Annotated in this window: 8 protein-coding genes; 1 reads left to right on the top strand and 7 read right to left on the bottom strand. The window is 52.7% G+C overall.

Translation table 11 applies throughout. The features are described from left to right. Window positions 1-9: 9 nt before the first annotated feature. Window positions 10-2,001, top strand: coding sequence for an excinuclease ABC subunit UvrB (gene uvrB / locus H8730_RS04340; RefSeq protein WP_177719257.1), 1,992 nt, complete (start codon window positions 10-12; stop codon window positions 1,999-2,001). A gap of 105 nt (window positions 2,002-2,106) precedes the next feature. Here uvrB and H8730_RS04335 read toward each other — a convergent pair whose 3' ends face one another. The 7 genes from H8730_RS04335 to ilvA all read right to left on the bottom strand — a co-directional run bounded on the left by H8730_RS04335 (window position 2,107) and on the right by ilvA (window position 14,896). Next, window positions 2,107-3,369, bottom strand: a complete 1,263-nt coding sequence (locus tag H8730_RS04335) for an HlyC/CorC family transporter (RefSeq protein WP_177719258.1) — start codon at window positions 3,367-3,369, stop codon at window positions 2,107-2,109. Window positions 3,370-3,608: 239 nt separating this feature from the next. Then, on the bottom strand, window positions 3,609-6,707 hold the full coding sequence (locus H8730_RS04330; RefSeq protein WP_177719259.1) for a glycoside hydrolase family 2 protein: 3,099 nt from the start codon (window positions 6,705-6,707) through the stop codon (window positions 3,609-3,611). 13 nt (window positions 6,708-6,720) lie between these two features. Beyond that, the gene (locus tag H8730_RS04325) at window positions 6,721-9,063 is read right to left on the bottom strand and encodes a heparinase II/III domain-containing protein (protein ID WP_177719260.1); all 2,343 of its coding nucleotides are present in this window, start codon (window positions 9,061-9,063) and stop codon (window positions 6,721-6,723) included. Window positions 9,064-9,092: 29 nt separating this feature from the next. Then, a complete protein-coding gene (locus H8730_RS04320) occupies window positions 9,093-11,018 on the bottom strand; it encodes a hypothetical protein (RefSeq protein ID WP_177719261.1) in 1,926 nt (641 codons plus the stop codon). Further along, complete coding sequence (locus H8730_RS04315; protein ID WP_249289448.1) at window positions 11,002-13,104, bottom strand: efflux RND transporter permease subunit; 2,103 nt, start codon at window positions 13,102-13,104, stop codon at window positions 11,002-11,004. Before H8730_RS04315 ends, H8730_RS04320 begins: the two co-directional genes overlap by 17 nt. Before the next feature lie 207 nt (window positions 13,105-13,311). After that, window positions 13,312-13,686 (bottom strand): RidA family protein, encoded by a 375-nt coding sequence (locus tag H8730_RS04310; protein WP_177719263.1) that lies wholly within the window; start codon window positions 13,684-13,686, stop codon window positions 13,312-13,314. A gap of 16 nt (window positions 13,687-13,702) precedes the next feature. After that, window positions 13,703-14,896, bottom strand: coding sequence for a threonine ammonia-lyase (ilvA, locus tag H8730_RS04305; RefSeq protein ID WP_177719264.1), 1,194 nt, complete (start codon window positions 14,894-14,896; stop codon window positions 13,703-13,705). Window positions 14,897-14,953: the final 57 nt, after the last annotated feature.

The following is a 14,953-nucleotide window of genomic DNA, read 5'->3' as shown; positions in this document are numbered from 1 at the left end:
GAGGTTAAAATGGATTTTAAAGTGGTGTCAGAATTTAAGCCCACCGGAGACCAGCCCCAGGCTATTGAAAAATTGGTCAAAGGCTTTCAGAAAGGCAACAAATTTGAGACTTTGCTGGGGGTCACCGGGTCCGGCAAAACTTTTACCATGGCACACGTGATTGAACAGTTACAAAAGCCGACTTTAGTGCTGGCTCACAATAAAACTTTGGCGGCCCAACTGTACAGTGAATTTAAGGAATTCTTCCCTAACAACGCCGTAGAATATTTTGTCTCCTACTACGATTATTATCAACCTGAAGCCTACGTGCCTCAGACCGATACGTTTATCGAAAAGGATTCTGCCATCAACGATGAGATCGACAAGCTTCGCCACTCTGCCACCGCTGCGTTGGCAGAGCGACAGGATGTCATCATCGTTTCCAGCGTGTCCTGCATCTACGGCTTGGGAGACCCCATCGACTATAACAGCATGGTCCTCTCCCTGCGCCCTGGCATGATTCGGGAGCGGGACGATGTGCTGCGCCGCCTTGTGGATCTACAGTATTCCCGCAATGACATGAACCTAACGCGCGGGACCTTCCGCGTGCGGGGCGACGTGTTGGAGATCATCCCCATATCGGAGGAGAACATCGCCTACCGGGTGGAATTTTTTGGCGACGAAGTGGAGCGCATCTCCGAGGTGGATGCCCTCACCGGCGAGATCTTAGGCAAACGGGAACACATGATCCTCTTTCCCGCCTCCCACTATGTCATCGCGCCAGAGAAAATGGAGGGCGCCATCTCCCGCATTGAGGAGGAGCTGGAAATGCGCCTTCGAGAGTTCCAGGAGAACGATAAGCTTTTGGAGGCCCAGCGTCTGGCCCAGCGCACCAACTTTGACATTGAGATGATGCGGGAAACGGGCTTTTGCAGCGGTATCGAAAATTATTCCCGGCATCTGTCGGGCCGGGAGGCCGGAAGCACCCCCTACACGCTGCTGGACTATTTTCCGGACGATTTTCTCATCATCGTGGACGAGTCCCACATCACCCTGCCTCAGGTCCGCGGCATGTACCACGGGGACCAATCGAGAAAGGAAACCCTGGTGGACTACGGCTTTCGTCTCCCCTCGGCTAAGGATAATCGCCCTCTTAATTTTGAAGAGTTCGAGAGCAAAATCCATCAGATGATGTTTGTATCCGCAACCCCGGGTCCCTATGAATATGCCCATGGGCAGCTCATGGCAGAGCAGATTATCCGACCCACCGGACTTCTGGACCCTCAGGTGGAGGTACGGCCTGTGTTAGGACAGATCGACGATCTACTCCAGGAGATCCGTCAGGTCATCGCTCGGAAACAAAAAATTTTGGTGACGACTTTGACAAAGCGTATGTCCGAGGATTTGACAAAATATCTGAAGGAGGCCGGCGTCAAAGTTCAATATCTCCATTCCGATATCGATACACTGGAACGGCTGGAGATCGTTCGCGATCTGCGCACCGACGTCTACGATGTTCTTGTGGGCATCAATCTGCTGCGCGAGGGATTGGATATTCCAGAGGTCTCTCTCATCGCCATTTTGGATGCGGATAAGGAGGGATTTCTGCGGTCGGAGACATCGCTGATTCAGACCATCGGCCGCGCAGCCCGAAATGTGGACGGCAAAGTCATCCTGTACGCCGACACCATGACAGGCTCCATGGAGCGCGCCATCTCGGAGACCAACCGTCGCCGGGAGATCCAGGATCAATACAACAAGGAACACGGCATTATCCCGCAGACGATCAAGAAGAAAGTCCGCGACGTCATCCGGGCCACCCTGGCCGTGGACGAGGAGGGCCAGCCCCAAAGCTTGGAAAAGGATCCGGAATCCATGTCGAAGGAGGAGCTTCTCAAGGCAATCGCAAAGCTGGAAAAGGAAATGCGCAAAGCTGCCGCCGACTTACATTTTGAGGAGGCCGCCCAGCTTCGGGACGAAATCATCAAGCTCAAAACGGCCCTCGCGGAGATTTCGGTGTAAATACTTTCGGATTTTTCTATAGCATAAGATGAAAAGACAATTCTGTTTGAGGCCCGCCTCTCGAGAATTGTCTTTTCTAATTCCAAACAGCCTTCGTTTAATGTTCTACTCCTCTTCCGGAGACACCTGTACCTCTTTGACAACCTTGATCTGCGCCACGCGCCGGTCATCCACCTTCATGACGGTAACCTGATACCCCTCAAATGCAAAGGAGTCTCCTTCTTCCGGCAGACGGTCCAACTCCTCCATAACCCACCCGCTTACCGTGGTTGAGTCGAAGGAGTCCGGGTCTTGCTTAATATCCAGCACTTCAAATAGATCGTCCAGGTCAGCGCTGCAATTGACTAGGGTTGTGACCTCGTCCAGCTTCTGAAAGGTCTCCACAACCTCGTCATGCTCATCCCAGATCTCCCCGACCAACTCCTCCAAAATATCTTCCATCGTCACGATGCCAGCCGTGCCACCAAACTCGTCGACGACCACCGCCAGATGGGTTTTTGACTTTTGCAGTGACCGCAGGAGATTGGAAATTTTCATATTCTCCGGGATGAACAAAACCTGTTGGATCACGCTGTGATAATCTGTGCCGCCCTTGTTGAGAAACGCCATAAAGTCTTTTTCATGAAGCACACCGATGATATGGTCAATGGTATCCTTGTAGACAGGAAGCCGCGACAGGCCATTGTTCAAAAATACTTCCTTGATCTCTTCATTGCTCATCTCATCATCGATGGCGATCAGGTCCACACGGTGCGTCAAAATATCTTGAACGCTGACATCGTTAAATTCTATAGCCGATCGGATGAGCTCTCCCTCATGCTCATCGATTCCGCCGTCCTCCTCCGCCTCCTCGACGATGGTCATCAGCTCTTCCTCCGTCATGGACTGGGTATCCTTGTTTTTGAAAAGCTTCGACAAGAGTTTTTTCCACTTCATGAACAGCCAGTTCAGCGGCGTCAAAAGAATCATAATGACCTTTAAAATTGGCGCTGAGAACATGGCAAATTTCTCTGGTGACTCCTTCGCCAAGCTTTTGGGCGATATCTCTCCAAATATCAACACAAGGACCGTCATCACCACAGTGGACAGCGTGACACCCATATCTCCCCAATGCCTGGTGAATAACACCGTGGCCAGCGATGTTGCCACGATGTTGACGATGTTATTGCCGATCAAGATCGTGGACAGAAGCCGGTCAAAATTATCCGACATTTTGAGGACCAGCGCCGCTCTTTTATTGCCCGCTCCTGCCATACTTTTCAGCCGAATCCGGTTGGCACTGGAAAACGCTGTCTCTGTAGCGGAAAAATATGCAGACATCAATATCAAGAGCCCCAGTACGATGATCAGGATTATGTCACTCCCCATGTAATTCCTTCAACTCCATTTCATAGTCTGTTCAAACACAAAAAAGACCAGACATATGGCGAAACCATATGCCTCGTCTTTCTCTCAGCAGTCTATCGTCCGTTTATCAGAATCCGAATCTTCCACGGGAACGTCGTCCACTTGTGTGCACCAGCCTTTTTTGTGTTTAGATGGATTTATTATACTGGGTTTTTCGGTGGATGTCAACTATTTCTTCCACATCGCTCCAAATTCGTGTTCTAGTTCTCCAGGAGCTTCGCTGCAAATCGCTTAGCCGCGGGATTGCTGTTTACCCTGCCGGGCAACTTGAGCTCGCACAGAATGATCCGGCCCTTTCCGCACTCTTTCATAGCCGCGATGTGGGCGCTCGTCCAATGATCTCGATCGCCTGCCGTAGCTCCCCCCAATAGCCGGTCGAAATTTTCACCGATCACGACGTACTCAGCGAGAGGCGTAATATACTCCGCCTGTTCATCATACCAGAAGCGGAAATCCTGTTCTTCAAATCCTTCCATGAAGGGGACATCCTCGACAGCGGCAAAATGCACCGGCAACATCGGGCATGGCCGTACTTCCACAGTGTCATCGGCAATCTGGTACCGGCCTGTTGGCAGCTCCAGAAATACAAGCCGTCCGCCGCCGCGAACCCAGGCGTCGATGCTGTCTTTTCTCGCCGCATATGCAAGGTAGTCATCGACGACGATCACACCCGCTTCCTGAGGGGAAGTCGAGGGGAAGGGCTGGGCTTCCAGGTCCATGTCCTGCAACAGCGCGCTGGCCTTGCCCTCATTGCCCAGAATGAAGAGCGGCGGCTTGTGCCAATCCAGCGGAATCCCGAGAAGAGAGTCCCGCGCGGCACCAAAAACGGTTAATTCCTGGGACGCATCCTGAAGCAAACGCCCTGCCCCGTCGAACAGGCCTGCTACCACCGTCACCGTTTTTCGCCCGTTTTTCGATACGGACGGCATGGGGACGGTGATATATCCTTGAAATTGGCTAGTACAAGCGCCGATCTTAGCCGGATGTCGCCCCGACATGAGCACTTTGCCATCACAGACCGCATAATACTGAAGCCAACACTGCGTCAAATATTCGTTTGTATCGTTGCAGATATAGCATTCTACATGTGCTGTTTCCTGAGCAAAATAGGTGAATCGGTCGGTTCTGAGACTGACAAGAACCGGCTCCAACGCATTCCGATAGGCAAAATACGCTGGTTTTGGCCGCCGCTCCACATCCATGATGGTCTTCATCCAGCCCGAGGGGAACGCGTCAATGAACAGATGAATCGCAAAGGTATTCATACGGCTGTCCCGCCGAAATGCTTCCGTCATAATCTGCGTCGCAAACCGCTGGTGTTCCTGGCTTTTCTCTACCCACTGGGCTAAACTCGTCGGCGTTTTGAAGAAGAAATAGTGGAACCTTCCTGTCTGCGCTCCCACGATTTTTTCCGGCGACCAACTCGCCTCTTCGTCCTCCGTCTGCGGCAGCCATTCTGAAGGATAGTATTTTCGCATGACGCTCACAGGGTCCAGCCCCTCAGCCCCAAATTCTCCGCATCCATAATACCAGCCTGGTTTAACATACATCCAATAGCCCTTGTACAGACGGCCGATATCAATGCCATGTCCGTTATACCAACAGGGATAACAGTGATTATCTGGAAGGGATGTCTCCTCCGGTGGATTGTAATCTCCATCGATGGGCTTGATAACCCTATCCGGGTTCTGTAGATGGACGGCGATGTTGGCAGCGGTAAAGAACTCCTCCAGCTCCTTGCGCTCCAGACAGCGGTGCGGCTGATTGTTGGCATTGGGAAATGGCTCGTTAATATAAGAGACCAAAATACAGCAGGCGTGAGACCGAATCAGCCGCTCCATCTCTTCCGCCTCCCGAACGCATTCGCAGAACTTTTCTCGGTTCAATACTCCGAATAATGGAAAATCCGTTTGAAGCATCAGGCCCAGTCGATCGCAATAGTCGTAGAATTCTGGCTGAACAGGCCGCTGTGTAATCCGGAGGAAATTCATGTTGCATATTTTGGCCAGCAGTATGTCATCCATAAGCTGCTCCATATCGCCCTTATAGATACACTGCTGCTCATGGCCCATGGTGTTTGCGCCCCGCAGGCGTATCGTCTCTCCATTGAAAACGAACCGTCCCTTTCGCTCCCCCTCAGTATCCATAGAAAAATACCGCATCCCGAATTGCTGTTTCCGGCAGTCCAGAAGTTTTCCCTCTTCGTCCAGCAGTCGAACCTGGACTTGATACAGCCAAGGATTCGAATTGCTCCAACGCCTTGCGCCCGGAATATGGAACGGGACCGCAAACCGATTGCGCCCCTGTTGGACAAAAAGCGGCATCGGCTTATGATACACATCGTCTGCCTTTGTCTGTGCCTCCGTCAAGGAATCTCCCAGGCCGACCTCCAGGTTGGTGGATGGGTCGTAGGGCAGCGCCGTGAACACCGTCTCGTCAAAATTTTGTCCATATAGGGATAGCTCCAGGCGGACCTTCTTCTTCATCGCACTGGCGGCGCTGACCTCAATCCAGCAGCTTGCATCCTCCAAGTTCTCCATGGGCTGAACAAAAATATCCGCAATCGACACGGCCGAACGCCCTTCCACATAAACCTCCTGATAAATCCCCATCCCTGGCGGACAGTGATGCCAGCCCACCTTGCTGTCATCAAATCCCAGGCCCGTTGCCGCGTAGATCTTCTCTCCTCCATCAGAGTGCACGGCGTCATTTTCCACCACAACCAGCAGCACATTGTCCTTTTCACGGACAAAGTCTGTAATCTGGAATTCAAAGGGGGCAAAAAAGCCCTCGTGGGAGCCGACGAACCGGTAGTTCACGTACACGGCAGCTTTATAGTCCACACCCTTGAAGCACAAATAGATCGCATCCTTGCTTGCCATGGACTCTGTCAAATCAAAGCACATCCGATAGAATGTGGTAGCTTTGCCAACCGGCGCGCCATAGTGGGGGAGCTGTACTTCCTCCCACTGTCCCTTTCCGTCCAACACTCCCTGGAAATCCTGCTGATCCGCTTTCGTCTGGATTCTCCAACCAGCGCGCTGAATCGGCATCCGTTCCCGCAGTTCCTCCATCTCTGGGGCCAGATCCCGCATATACGGTCTGTACTCTTTCCTAGCAGCCAGCAGCGCTTCGCTCAATTCTTCCTCTGAGTCCATTTTTTTCAAAGGCGTAAACTGATACCTGGCATCCGAAATATTTTGTAGGAAAATGACATCCTTCTTTTCCGGCTCCGGTATGATAAGTCCCCGTTCCTGAACGGATACGCCTTCTTTGGCAATCTGTGCAAACCTATCCATGTGTTTTGTCCTTTCAAAATGAGTATATTTTTTGCTTATATTGAATCTTGCCGTCCGGCAAAACCTTCACCTGTTCTTCCCCAACTGCCGATACCTCAATGACAGTGCGGATCCTGTGCCGTAGCCCTCTGTCCAAATAGAGCCGCAGCTGATTGACGCTGTCCATGGTCTCATCGTACCCTTCCGGTCCCCACCACACATCCTGAGGTTGGTAATCAATGGGATACACGCTGACCTGAATTCCAGCTTCCACAATGGTATAATACCCATTTTTCTGACGGATCTCGCCCCTCGTGTTTAATCGAAAGCTAGCTCTGTGGGGCGTTATATAGTCTGCCTCATCTGCGATCCAATATACACAGGGATCCTCAGAATATAGGCTCCGGCTGCAATGCGTCATGATTCCCTCCTCCCAGATATCCTGCAATTCCGTTCGGTATCGCAGGATTCCGTTCTGGAAGCTCGCCTCCGTCACCTTGGCAGCGCCGGAGTTTTTCTGGTGATACCGGAAACCTGTGTTGGATTCCGGATAGAACAGGTTATGGACGTCGGCGCCTCCAATCGTGGCCACATAGGGATTGGAGTATGTACAAACGCCTCGATCAATGAGGATCGGCTTTCCATCCACCTCCAACAGGAAAGAGCCCTTGTCCTCATGGTAATGAGCAAAATAGGAAACGCCGCTGAAAGCGCTGATATGGATCATGCCCAGCTCCGATTTTTGCCGGAGGTTCATCAAGCCAGTGACTGGAAAGGACGCAAATCCTTCCCCGCTGACAGGCTTCTTCTCTTGCCTCTCCAGCTGCGGCGACATGATAAGGAAATCAAGATCCGACTCCGCCGTCTGGCTTGACAGAGCATGTTCATACAGACGTTTCCACCTGGGATCGTCCGAGACCTGGCAGAACAAAGCGCTGACGATGGGCTTAAATGGCTGTGAATGCCCGTCGTTGAAGGGGATTGTCGCACACCCTTCCATCTGGTCGCTGAGCATGTTGGGCGCAAAGTCGGCGGTCTTCCGGATGGTATCCCACACGTATTCCTTCAAGGTCTTGTGGTGATACCGGGCGAGAAGATATAAACCCGTCATGGCGTTGGAGAAGGTGTAATTCCAATACCCTGGCCCCTCCGGCGTTCCCCCGTCGGAGGCGACATAGCTGTCGATCATCTCCTTCATATCTTTCTCCGCATCCAGAAGCCAGGACTCATAGCGGGGATATGGATGGACCAAAGCCAGCAGTCCCACGATTCGGCCCACGTTGAACACGATGCCCTGATTCATATGCCGGATATAGGAGACGGTCTTAAAGTCCGCTTCCAATCTTGGCAGCCCCTTCATGATCATGGCATCGTAGAGGATATGGCGTCCGTGCCAGGTCAAAAGGGCGCCGGCCCAATCTAGCACTTTTGCACACGCCTTCAAGAGCACCTCCTCCGTAAAGGAGCGGTGGTGCCAGGTTGCGCCGGGAAATACCCCCATGAAACTTTCGCACCAATACTGACTGTGTGCGACGGACAGCGCCATCCGGCAGGCCATTTTTAACATGGGAATATTCTCGTCCAGGATTCCGACAAACGCCAGCTTCTCCATGGCAAGGTTCAGAACCGGCCGGTTCCAGTCCCGATTTCGAATCCATCGGTGGTCAGAACTGCCGATGTAGGTCTGAATATCCGCCTCCGGCTCCAGCTTCATGGCCTCCTCCGCCTCTTGGCGCAATGTCTTCATGGCGGAAGCGTACAAGGGATCTGTCAGCTTTTTCCGAAGGGCGGGCAATTCATCCTCATCGAAATAGATTCCCAGCATCGGCTTAATCTCATATGTCTCGGCAAAGCAGCCCTCCCACTGAGAATCGTACGGGCTTTTGACAGCCTCCAACTCTTCCCGTTTCGCCCGATTCGCCAAGCCCAGCCAACAGAGCAAACCCGCGCACGACTCACTCCCCGTCTTCTGAAACTCGTACCGGAGATGGGTCAGCTTTGTCCCTGAAAAGGTTCCCACATATTCCGTCGTGTCATCATCCCCGACCGCATGGATCAGCAGCCGTTGCTCCCCGTCGATTTCCCCGTACAGCCGGTATGTCAGATTTTTGGGGAAGCTTGCAAATACTCGCAGTTCATCGTATCCGGCGAGATCGACGTCACAATCCCTTTCCATAATGATGGGGGATTCCCCCAGCTGCTGTTCAATGGCGATGCGAACACCACACCAATACGGGAAAATTTTGGCTGCCGCCTCATGATAGCAAACCTGATAATTTTGAAGCACCGAGTACTTCTCGTTGTCTGGATAGGACTCTCCGCTGTCCCAGTAAGGCTCCAGGATCGTTTCTGCATAATTGATGGGTACATTTCTCATGGCTTCCACCTCCATATGGTATTCTTCTGTCACCGAAAAAGATCGAGCACGCGCTCCCAAAATCCTTTCTCCTCTTCCTGAACTGTAAAAGTGGTCTCTGTCGGGCTCTCGATGGCATCGATCCGATACACAAATTGAACGGAATGCACAGCCCCCTGTTCAGGCGCCGCATAGGACGTCAGGGATCCCTCCCCTTTCTCGAGGGATTTCAACATTTCATCCATCCGCTCTTTCGCCGTGTCCAGTCCATTCTTGATCAGTTCCTGTCCCTGTGTCAGCGCCTTGACCCCTTCTGGAAGGGCCGATGCCCCATCGACCATCTGGGAAATTCCATCTACGTAGGCGCTGAGTCCCTCATTTAATTCCTTCATTCCGGTTGACAGCTGAAGCAGCCCCTGGCGCTGCGCCTCTAAACCTGTGGAAAGCATGGCAATCCCTTCGATCCCCGCCTGCAGATCCGCTAGCTTCGAGTCCAGTTCCCGCGCAATCTCTTCAAGCTGTGATGTAAGGCCCTCCAAACCCATATCGGGAGATGTCTCTAACTGCCAAAGCACATCCTCCAACGCGCCCTCCAGCTGGTCTTGATACTGCATCAAGATCAGGGCCATTTGTTGCGCTACGGCATCGGATACCGTCTGCTCAATCTGTTGGACAAGTTCGCCCCCAGCCTGGCTCACAGTGTCTGCCAGTTGTTGCTGCTGTTCTGGCGTGAGCCCAACATCCGGCGGCAGCAGGGCAAGAATCCTCTGGGTCAATGCCTCTGACCACTCCCGCGTGTCCACCGCCGGCATCGTGGTTTCCCCTACGGAGCCGGACAGATTCAGTCGCTCTTCAAAGGCATCTGAAATCTGTTGCTTAAGCTTGCCCAGCATGTCCGCGAGATAGGCCTCATCCTGCAACTCTCCAAGCAACTTTCGCAGTTCCCCCATTGCCTCTGCCAAGGAGTCTAGCTGGCTCTGTGCTCCTTTCAGCTCATCGATCTGCTCCTGTGTCAGCGCCACCTGACTTAGGGCCGTGGATATCGCTTTATATCCCTGGACAAGAGCCGCTCCAGCGCTTTTTAGCTTGCTGCCTGCAACCGTGAGCCCCTCTGCTCCCGCTTCCAACTCCTTTGTTCCCTCAACCAACTGTCCCATGACCGTTGACATGCCGCCGACTCCCTCGATCAGCGCATCCGTATCCAACACCGAGCTCATCATTGACGCCATATCCACGGAGCTATCCATGACAATCATGCTGATTTCGTCCATGGAAAAATCCGTCGTATCCCATTCTAAACGGTACTCACCGGACTGTCCCGCCATCACCATATAGGTCGCTGTCATGGACTTTCCCGATATGACGGTCGATGCTTCCGGAGCGGAAATATTGCGGCATATTTCCATGTCTAAGGGAATGGATACCTGCGCCATATAGTTCTGTTGAAAATACGCTTCCGCCTTGACGTTTGCCTCAATTGACAGCTCAAGCGCCACATGTCCAGCGGCTCCCGCCAACGCGTCCTCCGATACCTTTTCCCCGTCAAGACTGTAGGACAGCGTCAGTGTAAAAGGCAGTTCTCCCGGCTTGGAGGCCGTTCCCTCATAATAAAATCGATGGATGTCTCCCTCCAGTTCCCAGGTAACAGCGCCATTTCGAACCTGCGCCATCGCACTGTTGCTCAAGTTCACCACCTGACTGTAGACGCCGTAGTCTCGATACCGTCCCGGCCCATCCACTGGAAAGGTGTTGACAACGTGAACTGACTTCACCGTCCCATCCCCGTTCAGCAGCACGTAGACCGTCTCATCCTTATCTCTCACCACATCGATGGTTGGCAGATCCTCCTCCCGGGTTACCTGCTGCCTTTCCTCCGCATACGATGGCAACCTCCAGGCCGTCATGCTCGCTATGAGAAACCCTCCGATGAAGAGAATCGCACAGATCCTCTTTCTCAGCTTATCCGCTTTCTTCATGGATCGAAACCTCCTTGTTAGCCCCTTTGTTCCTTTTGTGAGCATACGTCGTCTTCATAATAAACGGGTCCAGCAGTATCAATAGGGCCGGCAACAGGAAGATGACAAAAACCCCGCTGAAAACAGCGCCTCTTCCCACCAAAAGGCAGAGCTGTGCAATTCCCTGGATCGATGAAGCCGCGTATACGCTAAAACCTGCAACGCTGAGGATCAAAGCCGATGTAAAGATGGAGGGCCCCGACGTTTCCACCGCTGCTACGCCAGCCTCCTGTCTTGCCATGGTTTTGCGATGTTTCAGGTAGTCCTGGGTCATTAAAATTCCGTAGTCAATGGTTGCGCCCAACTGAATCGCACTGATAATCAGGTATCCAATAAAGATCAGCCCCTCCCCCATAAAATACGGGATGGACATGTTCAGCCATATGGCAGACTCTATGATCAAAATTAGCAAAATCGGGATGGATATGGAACGGAATGTCAGAAGGACGATCAGGAGAATTGCCACCACAGAAATCACGCCCACCCTAGAAAAATCTGTCTCCATAACCTGACGGATCTCGTCAATGCTGGCAGAGGATCCCACCAGCCAGTAGGCATCGCCGTAAGCGTCGCTCATAACCGACCGAATCTCCTCGATGACCTGCTTTGTCTCCTCCCCCTCCTGCGGGACATCCAAATTTAAGACATAGCGGCTGTAGGCTTCCGTCTGAAATTGCTCCAGAAGAGCATCCGGTGCTAATTCAACCGGTATCCCCTCCCCGAGCAGCGCTGCCGCGCTCTGGACTTGGCTGACGCGGGGAATCCTCGAAAGGTTGGCGGAAACCTGCGCTTCCTTGCCCATCTCTCCCCTCGGCGCCATGACCACCATGGGATTATTTCGGCCGAATAATTCGCTCATCCTCTCCCGGTCCTTCGCCTCCGGGGATCCCTCCGTTGCGACAACCGCCTCGTCTCCATAGAGGAATGTATTCGCATTTTGCGCTAAAAAGCAGGGAACAATCGCGAGTATGACAATCGGTATACAATAGCGCGCTTTCGAGATTCCTTTCCCGACGCTGTGAAAGGAGGGGAGAAAGCTCCTATGCCGGCTCTTCTCCACGAGCCTCGCGAATTTCACCGTCAACGCGGGAAGTAAGGCAATGACGCTGATAAAGCTCAGGACAATTCCCTTAGCCAACACAATTCCAAGGTCCTGCCCCAATCGATACCGCATGAACAGGAACGCGACAAAGCCTGCGATGGTGGTCAGGCCGCTGGCACTGATGGTCGAAATGGCCCCCGCCATTCCTCGCCTCATGGCCTCCTCCGGCTCATACCCTTCCCGCCTCTGTTCCTCAAACCGGTGCAGCAAGAAAATCGCGTAATCCATCGAGATCGCAAACTGCAAAATCGTTGCAACCATCTCCGAAATAAAGGACACATTGCCCAAGAAAACATTGGTGCCCAGATTCAGCACGGCTGAGACCCCAATGGTCGCGATCAATAGAACCGGTTCAAACCAGGAAGTGGTACAGATCAACAAAATCAGAAACAGAATGGGAATCACCAGCAGGGTAATCCCCGCGATCTGCTTAAGCGCTGTCTCCCGCAGAGCCAGGGATGTGACCGCTGCCCCATCCAGCATTGCCAGATCTCCCGCCGTCTTACGGATTTCCCCGATGGCCTTTCCGGCAGAGGCACTGTACTCATCTCCCCATAGCTCGATCTGATATAGGGCCGTCCCACTCTTATAATAGGCGTTCAACGTGTCGGTGTCCATGGCCGAGACCGGCACATGCACATCCAGCACATCATCTAGCCAGAGGATGCGTTTGACCCCCGGTATCTGCCGCAACTGCTCTTTTAGGTTGACCGCTTCCGAGATGGTAATCTTCGGGACAGCGACCCGGATGGCCGCTGAGTCCCCAAATTCTTGATGGTATAAATCCAGCGCCGCCCATATCTCCGAATCCACGGGCAGATACTGACTCAGCCGATACTCGATCTTGGTAAAGGGAATCAAAGCCGCGCACAATACCGTGAGGATGAGGAACAATAGGATGATTCGATTACGCTTTTGTACAAGATGTCTTGCAACACGATCCAATCTAACTCCCCCCCAGCTTTCCACGATGCTATGTATATCGGTACGGTATATTCTCCTGGTGAAAGCCAACAAAAAAGCACCTGCCTTATGTAAGCAGATGCTCTTGCACTGCTCGCAGATGCTCTTGCACTGCTCATGGCTTACGTGGATATTATATCATCTTTCTTCGCCATGTCAATTTACTTAATGATAAAAAGTTTGCCTCTTCTAGCCGCGCACAGCGATGACTTCCACTTCCACTTTCACATTTTTGGGCAGCGTTTTGACCGCTACGCAGGAGCGAGCCGGCTTACCGGTAAAGTACCTCGCGTAAATCTCGTTAAAGGCGGCAAAGTCATCCATGCTGCTCAAAAAACAAGTGGTTTTGACCGCTTTCGCCAGGTCGCTTCCCGCCGCTTTCAATACAGCTTGCAAGTTTTTCATAACCTGCTCCGTCTGCGCCTCAATGGACTGTGCCTCCACCGTGCCAGTTGCCGGGTCGATGGGGATCTGTCCAGAGGTAAAAATAAGCTCCCCCGCCACAATGGCCTGTGAATAGGGGCCGATAGCGTCCGGCGCCTGTTTCGTATAAATCGTTTCCATACTGCAACATCCTTTCCTATATAATCTTATATCCGGCCTGCAAAACGGCTTCCCGAATCTGCTGTATATGTTCGAAATCCCGCGTCTCCATGACGATACGCAGCAGACACGCATTCACATCGGTGTCCACATCTGCCCGGTCATGATAGATGGACACCACGTTGCCTCCCAGATCAGCGATAATCTTTGAGACATCTTTGAGCTGTCCCGGCTTATCCACCAGCTCGATGGTCATATCCACCGACCGGCCAGATTTGAGAAGCCCTCGGTTGATAACGCGGGACAGGATGGTTACATCGATATTCCCCCCGGAGACGAGGCAGACGACATTTTTCCCCTCCACTGGAACCTTGCCGAACATCACAGCGGCAATGGAAACCGCTCCAGCTCCTTCTGCAATCATCTTCTGCTGTTCGATCAGCGCCAGGATCGCCGTGGATATCTCATCGTCCGTCACGGTCACGACTTCGTCCACATAGCGCCGGCACAGGTCGTAGGTCAGATCCCCGGGCCGCTTTACCGCAATCCCATCCGCAATCGTCTTCACCGACTCCAGTGCCTCTTTCTTGCCGGATGAGATGGCGTTGAACATGGAGGGCGCTCCAGTGGCCTGCACTCCATAGATCCGACACTCGGGGCGCAATCGCTTGATGGCGTAGGCGATCCCGGAAATCAATCCACCTCCTCCAACGGGAACAACAATGGCGTCCACACTAGGCAGCTGGTCGAGAATTTCAAGACCGATAGTCCCTTGCCCCGCTATGACCATCTCATCATCAAACGGATGGATAAAAGTATACCCCATTTCTTTTTGTAATTCAAGTGCCTTTTCGTAGGCATCGTCATAGGCCCCCTGCACAAGGCATACCTCCGCGCCGTAACTCTTGGTCGCTTCCACTTTTGAAATGGGCGCTCCGTCCGGAATGCAGATCATGGCTGGAATCTTGTTCTTCTGGGCGGCCAGCGCAACGCCCTGGGCGTGATTGCCAGCGGAGCAGGCGATGACACCCTTCCGCTTCTCTTCATCGCTCAACTGCGATATTTTGTAGTAGGCTCCCCGAACCTTAAAGGAACCCGTCACCTGTAGATTCTCCGTCTTAAGATAGATCTTTCCACCGGCGTGCAGCTTCGGCGCATAGATAAGGTCCGTCTTCCGGATCACATCCTTCAAAACATAAGAGGCATGGTAAATCTTGTCCAGTGTCAACATCACAAATCTCTCCCCCATCATAAAAATACAGCCCTCATCTCCATTAGAGACGAAGGC

It is taken from the genome of Bianquea renquensis, assembly GCF_014384895.1.
Lineage (GTDB): Bacteria > Bacillota > Clostridia > Lachnospirales > Bianqueaceae > Bianquea > Bianquea renquensis.
Note: the sequence above shows the minus strand (reverse complement) of the source record. Positions and strands in the feature narration are given on the sequence as shown.